This window comes from Pseudoalteromonas sp. T1lg65, assembly GCF_051930985.1.
Taxonomy (GTDB): Bacteria; Pseudomonadota; Gammaproteobacteria; order Enterobacterales; family Alteromonadaceae; genus Pseudoalteromonas.
In genome coordinates, this window is sequence record NZ_CP196837.1 from 1,979,881 (window position 1) to 1,995,135 (window position 15,255).

Below are 15,255 nucleotides of genomic sequence, written 5' to 3' on the forward strand. Positions count from 1 at the left end.
TCAGACAGCCTTAAGCAATTCTTGAGAAGCTGGAACAAGCTTCATTTGACGACCGTTAATTTCAAGGTCACCCCAACGGCCAACACAGAAAGATTCAAGAGCTAACGTATATTTGCCAACTGGATAGGCATTGTTGTGGTCATCGTGAGACAAACGAAATTCCTTAGGAAAAGCACCACCCGTATGAGCGTATGCCTTTTGGTCATAAACCACCCTTTCGTTGTCTTTGCCCTTATTAACAGTGCGAGGCATTGGGTTCTCATGGCCTTTTACGATTTCAATAATTAGTTGTTGATGTTGCATGTGTTTTCTCCGTTAACTTACTAAGCGTAGGCCGCTTTCGAATTGCTCTGATAGTCGCGTAGGTTCAGTCCAGCCTGCTGGGTGCTGGCGTTCGAAATCGACGTTGATAAATCTGATTAAAGGCACGACATTGGATGCCGTGGCTTGTAGGTTTTGTAGGTATGCCTTGGGGACTACCTCTGTAATTTCTTTAATGCTTCTATGGAAAGTTGCTTTTGGTGTAGTCGCTTTAACCTCTTCCCAACCCTCGTGCTTCATCATTCGGAAAAATCGAAATAGACGATCAGCCTTGGAATAACTAAAACCAGTTTTAGTCTCTGTTTTAAAGTGCTCTCTCAAATTTTCATGAACTTCAGTGTCGCTGTATGTACGCATATGTTCGCCCTCAAATGTCTTAAAAATATCTGACCAAGCGTGATTCCATAGCTCTTTAATTAGACACCCATCAAAACTTCTAGCGTGACTTTCAAACTCCCAAACATTCGTAGGAATAGCGAGGCGATGCAACATGCGGGGCATGATACTGGCCTCTAAACGAAGGGCGTTTGTAGCAAATTCTTGTACATCGGGTGCGCTCATAGCATCGAGCTGTATTTTATAAATTGGGTCTTTGGTCTTATCGTAACGTGACGTGATTTTGGCTATTTGGTCTGCAAGCTCAAACTGCTTCAAGTAAGCTTTGAGACGTTTATGGCGGCTACCTTTGCCAAAGTAGGCCGTGGTATCAAACGATGATTTACTACCTCTCGTTTGACCGTTTGAAATGTTTCTAAGTGCGTGTATCACATTCCTGCTGTCAGACTCATTTGGTAAATGAGCAGTAAAAGTGCAGTCAATCTGAGCAAGCGTAGCGTGTTCAAAATCCAGTATCTCGACCATATCAGGAAGTGCGTAACAGAAAGCAGAAACCAACGAATCAAGGCAAGTCATAACGTTGCATGTACCAAAAACATTTTGACCAGTAAGGAGTTTCGCAGGGCTAGCTTTAAGCTCAATGTGTGGATAGTAATTAGAACCGCCTTGATAAACCTTAAAACTTAAAGTTGACCAACTGCTAGGAAGTGATTCAAAAGGATGTCTAAGACATGAAACCTCAGCAAGTGCAACGTTCTCAGCATCTAGACGATAGTCGTTCGGACGAAAAGTAACGTCCCCCGCTTCCATCTTGCAACCGCGTTTTTGACATTCACGCAAATCAACCAAACCGCTATCACCTTCAGGTGATGCAGCAACGACAGAGTCGTTAAATGGCACTTTGATTCGCAAGAGGTCTATCACAAAAAAATCCTTCTGATGAGTAGTAATGGTAACTAATCCCAAAAAATGAGACAGGTCATTACCGACCTGAATAGGTGAATACATCTATTCAACTGCGATATTTATAACAGAAGTGAATGGGTGAATACAAGTATTGATGAATAATAAAATTCAAGCGTGCTAACATTCAGCTATTAACAGAACGGAGTTAAAGAAGTGGCGAAAGCAAACAGAACAACGATCTCGATACCAATTGAAAAGAAACTAGAGTTAGAAAGAAAAGCTATTGAGGTTTCATATAAAACAGGGAGATCAGTAACTTGGACGGACATTGTTCATTACATGATAGATAATTATCAAAATATGGCGAAACAAGATCTAATCGAAGAAGAAGAAGAGAAAGTTTCAAAATGAGACTAGAGTCCACTATTAAAGTATGTGGACTCTCCACACCGTACCCCACTCGGTACAACTGAGCTGACTGAAAGTTGGTTTCGGTTTATCAAGGGAGCGAACGCATTCGCTCGGGGTCAGGTCTCCAGAAATAGTACCGACCGCCATCGGCGGGTTCTCGCGCTAAAACACCTGAGTTAAATCACTATCGAGTTGGCGCTTCATGCGGCAAGCCGCATCGTATCGAATTCTACTTAACCACCAAACTTCATTTCACCAGTAGAAGGATGATGACTGGTTTCTAAATAGAGTTTGATTTCATCTTTATTTTCAATGTCATAAAGAACATTTATTACAGCATAACAATCGCCACGATATAAAATGTGCTCACCAACTCTAGGGATATCTGCAGTATCTATAGATTTCAATATAGGAGCATTTGGAGATTGTTTAATTACTAAATTTAAGCGTGGCATAATTAATTTCCTTTTTTAAGAGTTTAAATTTGAAGGCTATATATTCAATACATGATTTTTAAAATGTGGGATGAAAGCCAACCTCACCATAATTTGTATTATGTTACGGGCACTAAAGCAATGCTTTTGTGATGGTCGGTCACCTACCTATTTTGACCGACCATAAACCACAAAACCCCCGCAGAGTAATGATTTTGCGGGGGTTTCTCTCAACATAACACTGCTGCCATTATGGGAGGTTGATATAAAGCCAAAAATAATTAAAATAAATATTTAACCTTTTAAAAATCAATTACTTATGACCGATATTGTCTAGTATTGGACATTATACAATTTTCTTGAACTTACCAGTCTTAATGCTCCTAGCCATATATGGAACATGATCTGTATTTGAACACAAAAAATCAATTGTCTGTCTGAGCTCAACTTCAGAATGCTCAGGTATCCAAAGAGTAACTTTTTTTAAACCGCGAGATTTTTGTTTATTTTCATAACGTTGGTTCTTAGTTTCCATGGGTCACCAGTGACTTATCCTTAGATTAAAGATTTAACCATTATTGGGTTTTGGTGTTGCCGCGCTACGCTCAGGCTTCGCTTGGCGCGTCACCACCAAAACCAAAATCAATATTAGGCTCCGTTTGAGCTGGTTCATAGGTTGGTTTGTTTGGCGTTGTTGATTTGCAAAAGGCATTGTATTTGTAATCCGCGTGCTCAATGATGACATAGCAATAACTCATGATGTTGACCGTAAAGCCCATTAGCTTCAAATCAAACGTGTTTAGAGAAACTAAACCATCAGGTGTATCAAATTCCAAAATGGCAGTCTGTTCGATTTTCTCACCGTCAAATTTAACGTGATAACCGCTAACCTGCGCCCTAGTTGCATCAAATGGTAGACTCACATGAATAGGCTCACGAGCAACAGCCGGAACAGGGTCATTATTAACAGCAGTAGAAATATCCGTTTTACTATTTTTAGTAGGAACCTGCGCGGGTTGCGGGTTTTTTTCCACATCCATAGCACCACTGAAATATAGGATGAAATAACCAGCGCACAAAGTGAGAACGACCACCGGAAAGGCAAACATAGGACTGAGTAGAAAATTTTTTCCTGTTGCGCCTGTAATAGATTGGGTCGCTGTTGATTTGTAGAGTCTGTGGACGTCGATGGGGATTTTGCGCCACTTTTTCGGGTCTGCCCTGTTTGGCGTTTTGCCGTCCAATTTTGGATTATGTTCATGTATTCTCGGCCTCCGGTTGAAGTATGGAATTTTGGCTAGCCCGTCAAAATATTTATGTGCATAGGCGTACTGGCTAACGTTACGGATGTATTTATGTACAGAGGTGATATCAGGCGTACAGCAAATGATGTCCCAGTTGTATTTACGGTGGCGCATGTACGCCTCCTTTAGGGTTTTTGGGTAGATGATATGCCCGTGTTCGTTAAATATCTCGATACCCAAATCATCAACATCACCGCTAGTTAGGTCGTCTGGTTTGTACGTTTCGAGTGTATCTAAATGGTACTGATACCAGTCACTAGGTAGATAATCCTGATAGTTTTGAACGGGCTGATAATCACATGATTCAGGTTTGAATTGAGTGGTTTCAGTCGGGTAAATATCCTGAACCTCATCCATGATAATGAGCGCACCGCACGGCATCCAATGATACCAATTACGCCACAATTTATGGCCTGATTCGCTCTGACTAGACATTCGCCACAATTTTGCAGAATCAGGGAATGTTTCGTTTAACTCGCGCTCGATATCATCCAGAGGTTTAATGCCCTCGATATTAGTGACTACTAAACGCCCCGCTCTCAGCGCTGGCAATAACTCAAACCAAACTGCTGAGGCTGATTTAAACGAACCTGGCGCACCATGAAATATTGACGTCGCCATTATAGAAACCTCATAACATAGCGAGTGATTAGCGCCTGAATTACCACATTGAGCGCATCAAATGCACGCATATCAACGAGAGCAGCACGAACGTCAGCAGGTAATTGATTAGCAGCCGAGGTGATGCGACTGGCTATCTGAAAATTCTCAATGATGTTTTTCGAAACCTGCCAACTAAATTTAATAGTCTCTAACTCTATTTTGAGTCTGAGTAGCGTTGCATATTCAACGAACCATGCAAAAAAACGCGTGATAAAATTAGGGAGGTCGGTATCTAAAAAATCCCAAATATCAGAAACAAAATCGTTCATAAAACTAAACACACCCTGATAACCGTCGTAGTGAGATGCTAGCGCTACAGGCGATAAAAATAGAAATGCGGAAATTAATAAAATGGTTTTGGTTTGTGTGGATTTAATCATGGCGCTCCCTCAACAAAATAAACAACGCGGACATAGTGGCGATTAGCATTAATGGTGCTGCTAGCATTTGATAAAAATTGCTAAATCTGGCTACTGAAATATCAATTGATTCACCGTAAATATCTAATGTTCGCTCCTCGTATGAACCGCTAATGGTTGGCGAAACATCAAAAACAGTGTCTAACTGAGTGCGAATGTCGTCTAGCTCTGCAGTGTTCAATTCGATTTGGTCAGTAATTTGAACCCTGATTTCATCAATAGAATCCTGAGTAAATAGGTCATTCAGACCCCCCTGCTTTCCCGCCTGAGCAACACCGGCACACTCGAACCCCTCACAATCTGGCTCAGGGTCTGGGCAGTCCTCGCCCTCGCAAGGTTCATCACCAGCGAGTTTATCGTTAATAGAATTGAGTGTGTCACGGATAGAATTTAGTGTTGCAGTTTGGGCGTTGGTTGAATTGACAATGTACCTAGTGTTATTCGCAACAGTAGCGGTTTGTTCGACGTTAGTAGATGCAGCACGAAACGCGTTATTTGCCTGCTCGGACATAATTTGAGTATTTTTACCGATGACGTCTAATTGAGAGGAAAAAAACCGAGTCAGGTCATTAGAGTGCCTAGACTCAATATAAATATTGTTGAGCGCTCTAACATTGGCTCGACCAAAATCAACCTGATTTTGAGTAGACGCAGTAACATTACGGTTCATTTGGTTTATACCGTCTAGCTCGGTTTCTGAGGTTGACGGGTCGGAGATTTGGCCTAGCGGCTCAGCAGATGGAGCGGTACTAGGAGCCTCAGGCAAATCAGACAAATCAGGCGGAATAAATGGATCTGGAACAGTGGGTAAACCATCGCCACCATCACCATCATCACCACAGCTAGTCCCCTCCTGACCGTCGTATAATGGTGACACCATCATCATGTCATTATTGTCAGATGAGTATTTACACGTTGAGCCGTCTGGATTGGTGAAGCAGCGATTACCACCACCTATACTAAATGATGGACGGTCATCTAACGATGGCTCCTGACAGTTATCACGGGCTGGGTCGATGCAACGAGATGGGTTGTCATCAGTTTCACCACCCCGTTTTTGGGTATACGTTGGGTGACCATCAGGTGGGCAATCCTCTACCTGAACAGTAAATTGAATGTAAAAACGCCCAGCGGTATATATATACGGCTCAAATGTACAATGGTCCTGACCATCACAACCGCGACGCTCAGTAACAGTAGCTAAAATAGGATATGAATTATCATCGAGAGGACCTGAATGAAAACCGGTATAAATATACGTTTTGCCCTCACTCGCGGATTCAACAGCAGATAAACATTCAGACAGCAGATGACCGCCACCATCTAAATGAGTGCAACGTCCATAGTCAGTAGGAACGAGAATAGGTTTTTGCTCATCACGTTTAAACTCTAAGGACAATGAGTTGAATGATAGAAAAAAGGCGCTGATAAGCGCCGTATAGAAAACTCGCATATAACGCCTTTAATATTAGGAGGTACGAACCCCGCTAGAAAAGCCCTCGACGAAGACCCAAACGAGAAACGTACCTAGAATAATGGTCGTAACCATTAACGAGATAATTTGCTAATGATAAAACCAACACCGAAACCGATTGAAGCTAGTGACAACAGACCAACGACAACGAGCGTATAGTTTGACTGACCAGCAGCAACAGCGGTTTCAATCGTTGCCGCAACATCAGGAGTGGTTGCAGTAGCTGACGCCATTGCAGAACCTAGCGCAGCAGTAGAACCTAGAGCGATTTTTGATAGTAATTTCACGATTTTTCCTTAATTTAATTGAGTGTGTTTTTAGGTTTTGCCCATCACTCGGACGATTCGACCAATTGAATGAGCGGTAAAAAATGCGGTCAATGCCGCGGCGTTGATTAGGCCGAACGTAGCCAAATCAAATTGGAACAGCTCGTTGAGCGTGTCTACCAATCCGTTTAATTGAATTTGCGTCACCTGCTCAGTCGTCAACAAAACGTATTCGCATGTTTCAGCAGTTGCTGCGATTAGTTGGCCTGATTCGGAAATGATGACGCATTGCATATCAGACAGCCTTAAGCAATTCTTGAGAAGCTGGAACAAGCTTCATTTGACGACCGTTAATTTCAAGGTCACCCCAACGGCCAACACAGAAAGATTCAAGAGCTAACGTATATTTGCCAACTGGATAGGCATTGTTGTGGTCATCGTGAGACAAACGAAATTCCTTAGGAAAAGCACCACCCGTATGAGCGTATGCCTTTTGGTCATAAACCACCCTTTCGTTGTCTTTGCCCTTATTAACAGTGCGAGGCATTGGGTTCTCATGGCCTTTTACGATTTCAATAATTAGTTGTTGATGTTGCATGTGTTTTCTCCGTTAACTTACTAAGCGTAGGCCGCTTTCGAATTGCTCTGATAGTCGCGTAGGTTCAGTCCAGCCTGCTGGGTGCTGGCGTTCGAAATCGACGTTGATAAATCTGATTAAAGGCACGACATTGGATGCCGTGGCTTGTAGGTTTTGTAGGTATGCCTTGGGGACTACCTCTGTAATTTCTTTAATGCTTCTATGGAAAGTTGCTTTTGGTGTAGTCGCTTTAACCTCTTCCCAACCCTCGTGCTTCATCATTCGGAAAAATCGAAATAGACGATCAGCCTTGGAATAACTAAAACCAGTTTTAGTCTCTGTTTTAAAGTGCTCTCTCAAATTTTCATGAACTTCAGTGTCGCTGTATGTACGCATATGTTCGCCCTCAAATGTCTTAAAAATATCTGACCAAGCGTGATTCCATAGCTCTTTAATTAGACACCCATCAAAACTTCTAGCGTGACTTTCAAACTCCCAAACATTCGTAGGAATAGCGAGGCGATGCAACATGCGGGGCATGATACTGGCCTCTAAACGAAGGGCGTTTGTAGCAAATTCTTGTACATCGGGTGCGCTCATAGCATCGAGCTGTATTTTATAAATTGGGTCTTTGGTCTTATCGTAACGTGACGTGATTTTGGCTATTTGGTCTGCAAGCTCAAACTGCTTCAAGTAAGCTTTGAGACGTTTATGGCGGCTACCTTTGCCAAAGTAGGCCGTGGTATCAAACGATGATTTACTACCTCTCGTTTGACCGTTTGAAATGTTTCTAAGTGCGTGTATCACATTCCTGCTGTCAGACTCATTTGGTAAATGAGCAGTAAAAGTGCAGTCAATCTGAGCAAGCGTAGCGTGTTCAAAATCCAGTATCTCGACCATATCAGGAAGTGCGTAACAGAAAGCAGAAACCAACGAATCAAGGCAAGTCATAACGTTGCATGTACCAAAAACATTTTGACCAGTAAGGAGTTTCGCAGGGCTAGCTTTAAGCTCAATGTGTGGATAGTAATTAGAACCGCCTTGATAAACCTTAAAACTTAAAGTTGACCAACTGCTAGGAAGTGATTCAAAAGGATGTCTAAGACATGAAACCTCAGCAAGTGCAACGTTCTCAGCATCTAGACGATAGTCGTTCGGACGAAAAGTAACGTCCCCCGCTTCCATCTTGCAACCGCGTTTTTGACATTCACGCAAATCAACCAAACCGCTATCACCTTCAGGTGATGCAGCAACGACAGAGTCGTTAAATGGCACTTTGATTCGCAAGAGGTCTATCACAAAAAAATCCTTCTGATGAGTAGTAATGGTAACTAATCCCAAAAAATGAGACAGGTCATTACCGACCTGAATAGGTGAATACATCTATTCAACTGCGATATTTATAACAGAAGTGAATGGGTGAATACAAGTATTGATGAATAATAAAATTCAAGCGTGCTAACATTCAGCTATTAACAGAACGGAGTTAAAGAAGTGGCGAAAGCAAACAGAACAACGATCTCGATACCAATTGAAAAGAAACTAGAGTTAGAAAGAAAAGCTATTGAGGTTTCATATAAAACAGGGAGATCAGTAACTTGGACGGACATTGTTCATTACATGATAGATAATTATCAAAATATGGCGAAACAAGATCTAATCGAAGAAGAAGAAGAGAAAGTTTCAAAATGAGACTAGAGTCCACTATTAAAGTATGTGGACTCTCCACACCGTACCCCACTCGGTACAACTGAGCTGACTGAAAGTTGGTTTCGGTTTATCAAGGGAGCGAACGCATTCGCTCGGGGTCAGGTCTCCAGAAATAGTACCGACCGCCATCGGCGGGTTCTCGCGCTAAAACACCTGAGTTAAATCACTATCGAGTTGGCGCTTCATGCGGCAAGCCGCATCGTATCGAATTCTACTTAACCACCAAACTTCATTTCACCAGTAGAAGGATGATGACTGGTTTCTAAATAGAGTTTGATTTCATCTTTATTTTCAATGTCATAAAGAACATTTATTACAGCATAACAATCGCCACGATATAAAATGTGCTCACCAACTCTAGGGATATCTGCAGTATCTATAGATTTCAATATAGGAGCATTTGGAGATTGTTTAATTACTAAATTTAAGCGTGGCATAATTAATTTCCTTTTTTAAGAGTTTAAATTTGAAGGCTATATATTCAATACATGATTTTTAAAATGTGGGATGAAAGCCAACCTCACCATAATTTGTATTATGTTACGGGCACTAAAGCAATGCTTTTGTGATGGTCGGTCACCTACCTATTTTGACCGACCATAAACCACAAAACCCCCGCAGAGTAATGATTTTGCGGGGGTTTCTCTCAACATAACACTGCTGCCATTATGGGAGGTTGATATAAAGCCAAAAATAATTAAAATAAATATTTAACCTTTTAAAAATCAATTACTTATGACCGATATTGTCTAGTATTGGACATTATACAATTTTCTTGAACTTACCAGTCTTAATGCTCCTAGCCATATATGGAACATGATCTGTATTTGAACACAAAAAATCAATTGTCTGTCTGAGCTCAACTTCAGAATGCTCAGGTATCCAAAGAGTAACTTTTTTTAAACCGCGAGATTTTTGTTTATTTTCATAACGTTGGTTCTTAGTTTCCATGGGTCACCAGTGACTTATCCTTAGATTAAAGATTTAACCATTATTGGGTTTTGGTGTTGCCGCGCTACGCTCAGGCTTCGCTTGGCGCGTCACCACCAAAACCAAAATCAATATTAGGCTCCGTTTGAGCTGGTTCATAGGTTGGTTTGTTTGGCGTTGTTGATTTGCAAAAGGCATTGTATTTGTAATCCGCGTGCTCAATGATGACATAGCAATAACTCATGATGTTGACCGTAAAGCCCATTAGCTTCAAATCAAACGTGTTTAGAGAAACTAAACCATCAGGTGTATCAAATTCCAAAATGGCAGTCTGTTCGATTTTCTCACCGTCAAATTTAACGTGATAACCGCTAACCTGCGCCCTAGTTGCATCAAATGGTAGACTCACATGAATAGGCTCACGAGCAACAGCCGGAACAGGGTCATTATTAACAGCAGTAGAAATATCCGTTTTACTATTTTTAGTAGGAACCTGCGCGGGTTGCGGGTTTTTTTCCACATCCATAGCACCACTGAAATATAGGATGAAATAACCAGCGCACAAAGTGAGAACGACCACCGGAAAGGCAAACATAGGACTGAGTAGAAAATTTTTTCCTGTTGCGCCTGTAATAGATTGGGTCGCTGTTGATTTGTAGAGTCTGTGGACGTCGATGGGGATTTTGCGCCACTTTTTCGGGTCTGCCCTGTTTGGCGTTTTGCCGTCCAATTTTGGATTATGTTCATGTATTCTCGGCCTCCGGTTGAAGTATGGAATTTTGGCTAGCCCGTCAAAATATTTATGTGCATAGGCGTACTGGCTAACGTTACGGATGTATTTATGTACAGAGGTGATATCAGGCGTACAGCAAATGATGTCCCAGTTGTATTTACGGTGGCGCATGTACGCCTCCTTTAGGGTTTTTGGGTAGATGATATGCCCGTGTTCGTTAAATATCTCGATACCCAAATCATCAACATCACCGCTAGTTAGGTCGTCTGGTTTGTACGTTTCGAGTGTATCTAAATGGTACTGATACCAGTCACTAGGTAGATAATCCTGATAGTTTTGAACGGGCTGATAATCACATGATTCAGGTTTGAATTGAGTGGTTTCAGTCGGGTAAATATCCTGAACCTCATCCATGATAATGAGCGCACCGCACGGCATCCAATGATACCAATTACGCCACAATTTATGGCCTGATTCGCTCTGACTAGACATTCGCCACAATTTTGCAGAATCAGGGAATGTTTCGTTTAACTCGCGCTCGATATCATCCAGAGGTTTAATGCCCTCGATATTAGTGACTACTAAACGCCCCGCTCTCAGCGCTGGCAATAACTCAAACCAAACTGCTGAGGCTGATTTAAACGAACCTGGCGCACCATGAAATATTGACGTCGCCATTATAGAAACCTCATAACATAGCGAGTGATTAGCGCCTGAATTACCACATTGAGCGCATCAAATGCACGCATATCAACGAGAGCAGCACGAACGTCAGCAGGTAATTGATTAGCAGCCGAGGTGATGCGACTGGCTATCTGAAAATTCTCAATGATGTTTTTCGAAACCTGCCAACTAAATTTAATAGTCTCTAACTCTATTTTGAGTCTGAGTAGCGTTGCATATTCAACGAACCATGCAAAAAAACGCGTGATAAAATTAGGGAGGTCGGTATCTAAAAAATCCCAAATATCAGAAACAAAATCGTTCATAAAACTAAACACACCCTGATAACCGTCGTAGTGAGATGCTAGCGCTACAGGCGATAAAAATAGAAATGCGGAAATTAATAAAATGGTTTTGGTTTGTGTGGATTTAATCATGGCGCTCCCTCAACAAAATAAACAACGCGGACATAGTGGCGATTAGCATTAATGGTGCTGCTAGCATTTGATAAAAATTGCTAAATCTGGCTACTGAAATATCAATTGATTCACCGTAAATATCTAATGTTCGCTCCTCGTATGAACCGCTAATGGTTGGCGAAACATCAAAAACAGTGTCTAACTGAGTGCGAATGTCGTCTAGCTCTGCAGTGTTCAATTCGATTTGGTCAGTAATTTGAACCCTGATTTCATCAATAGAATCCTGAGTAAATAGGTCATTCAGACCCCCCTGCTTTCCCGCCTGAGCAACACCGGCACACTCGAACCCCTCACAATCTGGCTCAGGGTCTGGGCAGTCCTCGCCCTCGCAAGGTTCATCACCAGCGAGTTTATCGTTAATAGAATTGAGTGTGTCACGGATAGAATTTAGTGTTGCAGTTTGGGCGTTGGTTGAATTGACAATGTACCTAGTGTTATTCGCAACAGTAGCGGTTTGTTCGACGTTAGTAGATGCAGCACGAAACGCGTTATTTGCCTGCTCGGACATAATTTGAGTATTTTTACCGATGACGTCTAATTGAGAGGAAAAAAACCGAGTCAGGTCATTAGAGTGCCTAGACTCAATATAAATATTGTTGAGCGCTCTAACATTGGCTCGACCAAAATCAACCTGATTTTGAGTAGACGCAGTAACATTACGGTTCATTTGGTTTATACCGTCTAGCTCGGTTTCTGAGGTTGACGGGTCGGAGATTTGGCCTAGCGGCTCAGCAGATGGAGCGGTACTAGGAGCCTCAGGCAAATCAGACAAATCAGGCGGAATAAATGGATCTGGAACAGTGGGTAAACCATCGCCACCATCACCATCATCACCACAGCTAGTCCCCTCCTGACCGTCGTATAATGGTGACACCATCATCATGTCATTATTGTCAGATGAGTATTTACACGTTGAGCCGTCTGGATTGGTGAAGCAGCGATTACCACCACCTATACTAAATGATGGACGGTCATCTAACGATGGCTCCTGACAGTTATCACGGGCTGGGTCGATGCAACGAGATGGGTTGTCATCAGTTTCACCACCCCGTTTTTGGGTATACGTTGGGTGACCATCAGGTGGGCAATCCTCTACCTGAACAGTAAATTGAATGTAAAAACGCCCAGCGGTATATATATACGGCTCAAATGTACAATGGTCCTGACCATCACAACCGCGACGCTCAGTAACAGTAGCTAAAATAGGATATGAATTATCATCGAGAGGACCTGAATGAAAACCGGTATAAATATACGTTTTGCCCTCACTCGCGGATTCAACAGCAGATAAACATTCAGACAGCAGATGACCGCCACCATCTAAATGAGTGCAACGTCCATAGTCAGTAGGAACGAGAATAGGTTTTTGCTCATCACGTTTAAACTCTAAGGACAATGAGTTGAATGATAGAAAAAAGGCGCTGATAAGCGCCGTATAGAAAACTCGCATATAACGCCTTTAATATTAGGAGGTACGAACCCCGCTAGAAAAGCCCTCGACGAAGACCCAAACGAGAAACGTACCTAGAATAATGGTCGTAACCATTAACGAGATAATTTGCTAATGATAAAACCAACACCGAAACCGATTGAAGCTAGTGACAACAGACCAACGACAACGAGCGTATAGTTTGACTGACCAGCAGCAACAGCGGTTTCAATCGTTGCCGCAACATCAGGAGTGGTTGCAGTAGCTGACGCCATTGCAGAACCTAGCGCAGCAGTAGAACCTAGAGCGATTTTTGATAGTAATTTCACGATTTTTCCTTAATTTAATTGAGTGTGTTTTTAGGTTTTGCCCATCACTCGGACGATTCGACCAATTGAATGAGCGGTAAAAAATGCGGTCAATGCCGCGGCGTTGATTAGGCCGAACGTAGCCAAATCAAATTGGAACAGCTCGTTGAGCGTGTCTACCAATCCGTTTAATTGAATTTGCGTCACCTGCTCAGTCGTCAACAAAACGTATTCGCATGTTTCAGCAGTTGCTGCGATTAGTTGGCCTGATTCGGAAATGATGACGCATTGCATATCAGACAGCCTTAAGCAATTCTTGAGAAGCTGGAACAAGCTTCATTTGACGACCGTTAATTTCAAGGTCACCCCAACGGCCAACACAGAAAGATTCAAGAGCTAACGTATATTTGCCAACTGGATAGGCATTGTTGTGGTCATCGTGAGACAAACGAAATTCCTTAGGAAAAGCACCACCCGTATGAGCGTATGCCTTTTGGTCATAAACCACCCTTTCGTTGTCTTTGCCCTTATTAACAGTGCGAGGCATTGGGTTCTCATGGCCTTTTACGATTTCAATAATTAGTTGTTGATGTTGCATGTGTTTTCTCCGTTAACTTACTAAGCGTAGGCCGCTTTCGAATTGCTCTGATAGTCGCGTAGGTTCAGTCCAGCCTGCTGGGTGCTGGCGTTCGAAATCGACGTTGATAAATCTGATTAAAGGCACGACATTGGATGCCGTGGCTTGTAGGTTTTGTAGGTATGCCTTGGGGACTACCTCTGTAATTTCTTTAATGCTTCTATGGAAAGTTGCTTTTGGTGTAGTCGCTTTAACCTCTTCCCAACCCTCGTGCTTCATCATTCGGAAAAATCGAAATAGACGATCAGCCTTGGAATAACTAAAACCAGTTTTAGTCTCTGTTTTAAAGTGCTCTCTCAAATTTTCATGAACTTCAGTGTCGCTGTATGTACGCATATGTTCGCCCTCAAATGTCTTAAAAATATCTGACCAAGCGTGATTCCATAGCTCTTTAATTAGACACCCATCAAAACTTCTAGCGTGACTTTCAAACTCCCAAACATTCGTAGGAATAGCGAGGCGATGCAACATGCGGGGCATGATACTGGCCTCTAAACGAAGGGCGTTTGTAGCAAATTCTTGTACATCGGGTGCGCTCATAGCATCGAGCTGTATTTTATAAATTGGGTCTTTGGTCTTATCGTAACGTGACGTGATTTTGGCTATTTGGTCTGCAAGCTCAAACTGCTTCAAGTAAGCTTTGAGACGTTTATGGCGGCTACCTTTGCCAAAGTAGGCCGTGGTATCAAACGATGATTTACTACCTCTCGTTTGACCGTTTGAAATGTTTCTAAGTGCGTGTATCACATTCCTGCTGTCAGACTCATTTGGTAAATGAGCAGTAAAAGTGCAGTCAATCTGAGCAAGCGTAGCGTGTTCAAAATCCAGTATCTCGACCATATCAGGAAGTGCGTAACAGAAAGCAGAAACCAACGAATCAAGGCAAGTCATAACGTTGCATGTACCAAAAACATTTTGACCAGTAAGGAGTTTCGCAGGGCTAGCTTTAAGCTCAATGTGTGGATAGTAATTAGAACCGCCTTGATAAACCTTAAAACTTAAAGTTGACCAACTGCTAGGAAGTGATTCAAAAGGATGTCTAAGACATGAAACCTCAGCAAGTGCAACGTTCTCAGCATCTAGACGATAGTCGTTCGGACGAAAAGTAACGTCCCCCGCTTCCATCTTGCAACCGCGTTTTTGACATTCACGCAAATCAACCAAACCGCTATCACCTTCAGGTGATGCAGCAACGACAGAGTCGTTAAATGGCACTTTGATTCGCAAGAGGTCTATCACAAAAAAATCCTTCTGA

The 15,255-nt window shown here is 42.3% G+C and carries 20 protein-coding genes; 2 read left to right on the forward strand and 18 right to left on the reverse strand.

What is annotated here, in order from left to right; translation table 11 throughout:
- The gene (locus ACSLBF_RS08600; protein ID WP_440053030.1) at window positions 1-303 is read right to left on the reverse strand and encodes a single-stranded DNA-binding protein; all 303 of its coding nucleotides are present in this window, start codon (window positions 301-303) and stop codon (window positions 1-3) included.
- 12 nt (window positions 304-315) lie between these two features.
- Complete coding sequence (locus tag ACSLBF_RS08605) at window positions 316-1,581, reverse strand: phage/plasmid replication protein, II/X family (RefSeq protein ID WP_440053031.1); 1,266 nt, start codon at window positions 1,579-1,581, stop codon at window positions 316-318.
- Between the two features lie 195 nt (window positions 1,582-1,776).
- Here ACSLBF_RS08605 and ACSLBF_RS08610 point away from each other — a divergent pair, with 195 nt between their 5' ends.
- Window positions 1,777-1,974: a hypothetical protein gene (locus tag ACSLBF_RS08610; protein ID WP_440053032.1), complete on the forward strand. Its 198-nt coding sequence runs from the start codon at window positions 1,777-1,779 to the stop codon at window positions 1,972-1,974.
- A gap of 233 nt (window positions 1,975-2,207) precedes the next feature.
- On the opposite strand, the gene ACSLBF_RS08615 is transcribed toward ACSLBF_RS08610, so the two are convergent.
- The 8 genes from ACSLBF_RS08615 to ACSLBF_RS08650 form a co-directional block, all read right to left on the reverse strand.
- Window positions 2,208-2,429: a hypothetical protein gene (locus ACSLBF_RS08615; RefSeq protein ID WP_440053033.1), complete on the reverse strand. Its 222-nt coding sequence runs from the start codon at window positions 2,427-2,429 to the stop codon at window positions 2,208-2,210.
- A gap of 584 nt (window positions 2,430-3,013) precedes the next feature.
- A complete protein-coding gene (locus ACSLBF_RS08620) occupies window positions 3,014-4,333 on the reverse strand; it encodes a zonular occludens toxin domain-containing protein (RefSeq protein ID WP_440053034.1) in 1,320 nt (439 codons plus the stop codon).
- Entirely contained in the window at window positions 4,333-4,755 is a 423-nt protein-coding gene (locus tag ACSLBF_RS08625; RefSeq protein WP_440053035.1) for a DUF2523 family protein, read from the reverse strand. The genes ACSLBF_RS08620 and ACSLBF_RS08625 overlap by 1 nt, the downstream gene beginning before the upstream one ends.
- Window positions 4,748-6,247, reverse strand: a complete 1,500-nt coding sequence (locus ACSLBF_RS08630; protein ID WP_440053036.1) for a hypothetical protein — start codon at window positions 6,245-6,247, stop codon at window positions 4,748-4,750. The genes ACSLBF_RS08625 and ACSLBF_RS08630 overlap by 8 nt, the downstream gene beginning before the upstream one ends.
- A gap of 95 nt (window positions 6,248-6,342) precedes the next feature.
- Complete coding sequence (locus tag ACSLBF_RS08635) at window positions 6,343-6,555, reverse strand: hypothetical protein (RefSeq protein ID WP_440053028.1); 213 nt, start codon at window positions 6,553-6,555, stop codon at window positions 6,343-6,345.
- Window positions 6,556-6,585: 30 nt separating this feature from the next.
- On the reverse strand, window positions 6,586-6,828 hold the full coding sequence (locus ACSLBF_RS08640; protein ID WP_440053029.1) for a hypothetical protein: 243 nt from the start codon (window positions 6,826-6,828) through the stop codon (window positions 6,586-6,588).
- A gap of 1 nt (window position 6,829) precedes the next feature.
- Entirely contained in the window at window positions 6,830-7,132 is a 303-nt protein-coding gene (locus tag ACSLBF_RS08645) for a single-stranded DNA-binding protein (protein ID WP_440053030.1), read from the reverse strand.
- 12 nt (window positions 7,133-7,144) lie between these two features.
- Window positions 7,145-8,410: a phage/plasmid replication protein, II/X family gene (locus ACSLBF_RS08650; RefSeq protein WP_440053031.1), complete on the reverse strand. Its 1,266-nt coding sequence runs from the start codon at window positions 8,408-8,410 to the stop codon at window positions 7,145-7,147.
- Between the two features lie 195 nt (window positions 8,411-8,605).
- On the opposite strand from ACSLBF_RS08650, the gene ACSLBF_RS08655 reads away from it, so the two are divergent.
- A complete protein-coding gene (locus tag ACSLBF_RS08655) occupies window positions 8,606-8,803 on the forward strand; it encodes a hypothetical protein (protein WP_440053032.1) in 198 nt (65 codons plus the stop codon).
- A 233-nt stretch (window positions 8,804-9,036) separates the two neighbouring features.
- Here ACSLBF_RS08655 and ACSLBF_RS08660 read toward each other — a convergent pair whose 3' ends face one another.
- From ACSLBF_RS08660 to ACSLBF_RS08695, 8 genes are all read right to left on the reverse strand, one after another.
- Window positions 9,037-9,258 carry a hypothetical protein gene (locus ACSLBF_RS08660; RefSeq protein ID WP_440053033.1) on the reverse strand — a complete coding sequence of 74 codons (222 nt, stop codon included), beginning with the start codon at window positions 9,256-9,258 and terminating at the stop codon, window positions 9,037-9,039.
- Window positions 9,259-9,842: 584 nt separating this feature from the next.
- Window positions 9,843-11,162 (reverse strand): zonular occludens toxin domain-containing protein, encoded by a 1,320-nt coding sequence (locus ACSLBF_RS08665; RefSeq protein ID WP_440053034.1) that lies wholly within the window; start codon window positions 11,160-11,162, stop codon window positions 9,843-9,845.
- Entirely contained in the window at window positions 11,162-11,584 is a 423-nt protein-coding gene (locus ACSLBF_RS08670; RefSeq protein WP_440053035.1) for a DUF2523 family protein, read from the reverse strand. Before ACSLBF_RS08670 ends, ACSLBF_RS08665 begins: the two co-directional genes overlap by 1 nt.
- A complete protein-coding gene (locus tag ACSLBF_RS08675; RefSeq protein ID WP_440053036.1) occupies window positions 11,577-13,076 on the reverse strand; it encodes a hypothetical protein in 1,500 nt (499 codons plus the stop codon). Before ACSLBF_RS08675 ends, ACSLBF_RS08670 begins: the two co-directional genes overlap by 8 nt.
- A 95-nt stretch (window positions 13,077-13,171) precedes the next feature.
- Window positions 13,172-13,384: a hypothetical protein gene (locus ACSLBF_RS08680; RefSeq protein ID WP_440053028.1), complete on the reverse strand. Its 213-nt coding sequence runs from the start codon at window positions 13,382-13,384 to the stop codon at window positions 13,172-13,174.
- Between the two features lie 30 nt (window positions 13,385-13,414).
- Complete coding sequence (locus ACSLBF_RS08685; RefSeq protein ID WP_440053029.1) at window positions 13,415-13,657, reverse strand: hypothetical protein; 243 nt, start codon at window positions 13,655-13,657, stop codon at window positions 13,415-13,417.
- A 1-nt stretch (window position 13,658) separates the two neighbouring features.
- Window positions 13,659-13,961, reverse strand: coding sequence for a single-stranded DNA-binding protein (locus tag ACSLBF_RS08690; RefSeq protein WP_440053030.1), 303 nt, complete (start codon window positions 13,959-13,961; stop codon window positions 13,659-13,661).
- Window positions 13,962-13,973: 12 nt separating this feature from the next.
- Window positions 13,974-15,239, reverse strand: coding sequence for a phage/plasmid replication protein, II/X family (locus ACSLBF_RS08695; protein WP_440053031.1), 1,266 nt, complete (start codon window positions 15,237-15,239; stop codon window positions 13,974-13,976).
- Window positions 15,240-15,255: the final 16 nt, after the last annotated feature.

Bases quoted from the DNA above. Each gene is read 5' to 3' on its own strand.
- ACSLBF_RS08620 (WP_440053034.1), bottom strand. From the start codon at position 4,333: ATGGCGACGTCAATATTTCATGGTGCGCCAGGTTCGTTTAAATCAGCC.
- ACSLBF_RS08685 (WP_440053029.1), bottom strand. From the start codon at position 13,657: ATGCAATGCGTCATCATTTCCGAATCAGGCCAACTAATCGCAGCAACT.
- ACSLBF_RS08640 (WP_440053029.1), bottom strand. From the start codon at position 6,828: ATGCAATGCGTCATCATTTCCGAATCAGGCCAACTAATCGCAGCAACT.
- ACSLBF_RS08615 (WP_440053033.1), bottom strand. From the start codon at position 2,429: ATGCCACGCTTAAATTTAGTAATTAAACAATCTCCAAATGCTCCTATA.
- ACSLBF_RS08645 (WP_440053030.1), bottom strand. From the start codon at position 7,132: ATGCAACATCAACAACTAATTATTGAAATCGTAAAAGGCCATGAGAAC.
- ACSLBF_RS08670 (WP_440053035.1), bottom strand. From the start codon at position 11,584: ATGATTAAATCCACACAAACCAAAACCATTTTATTAATTTCCGCATTT.
- ACSLBF_RS08660 (WP_440053033.1), bottom strand. From the start codon at position 9,258: ATGCCACGCTTAAATTTAGTAATTAAACAATCTCCAAATGCTCCTATA.
- ACSLBF_RS08690 (WP_440053030.1), bottom strand. From the start codon at position 13,961: ATGCAACATCAACAACTAATTATTGAAATCGTAAAAGGCCATGAGAAC.
- ACSLBF_RS08675 (WP_440053036.1), bottom strand. From the start codon at position 13,076: ATGCGAGTTTTCTATACGGCGCTTATCAGCGCCTTTTTTCTATCATTC.
- ACSLBF_RS08630 (WP_440053036.1), bottom strand. From the start codon at position 6,247: ATGCGAGTTTTCTATACGGCGCTTATCAGCGCCTTTTTTCTATCATTC.
- ACSLBF_RS08600 (WP_440053030.1), bottom strand. From the start codon at position 303: ATGCAACATCAACAACTAATTATTGAAATCGTAAAAGGCCATGAGAAC.
- ACSLBF_RS08665 (WP_440053034.1), bottom strand. From the start codon at position 11,162: ATGGCGACGTCAATATTTCATGGTGCGCCAGGTTCGTTTAAATCAGCC.
- ACSLBF_RS08625 (WP_440053035.1), bottom strand. From the start codon at position 4,755: ATGATTAAATCCACACAAACCAAAACCATTTTATTAATTTCCGCATTT.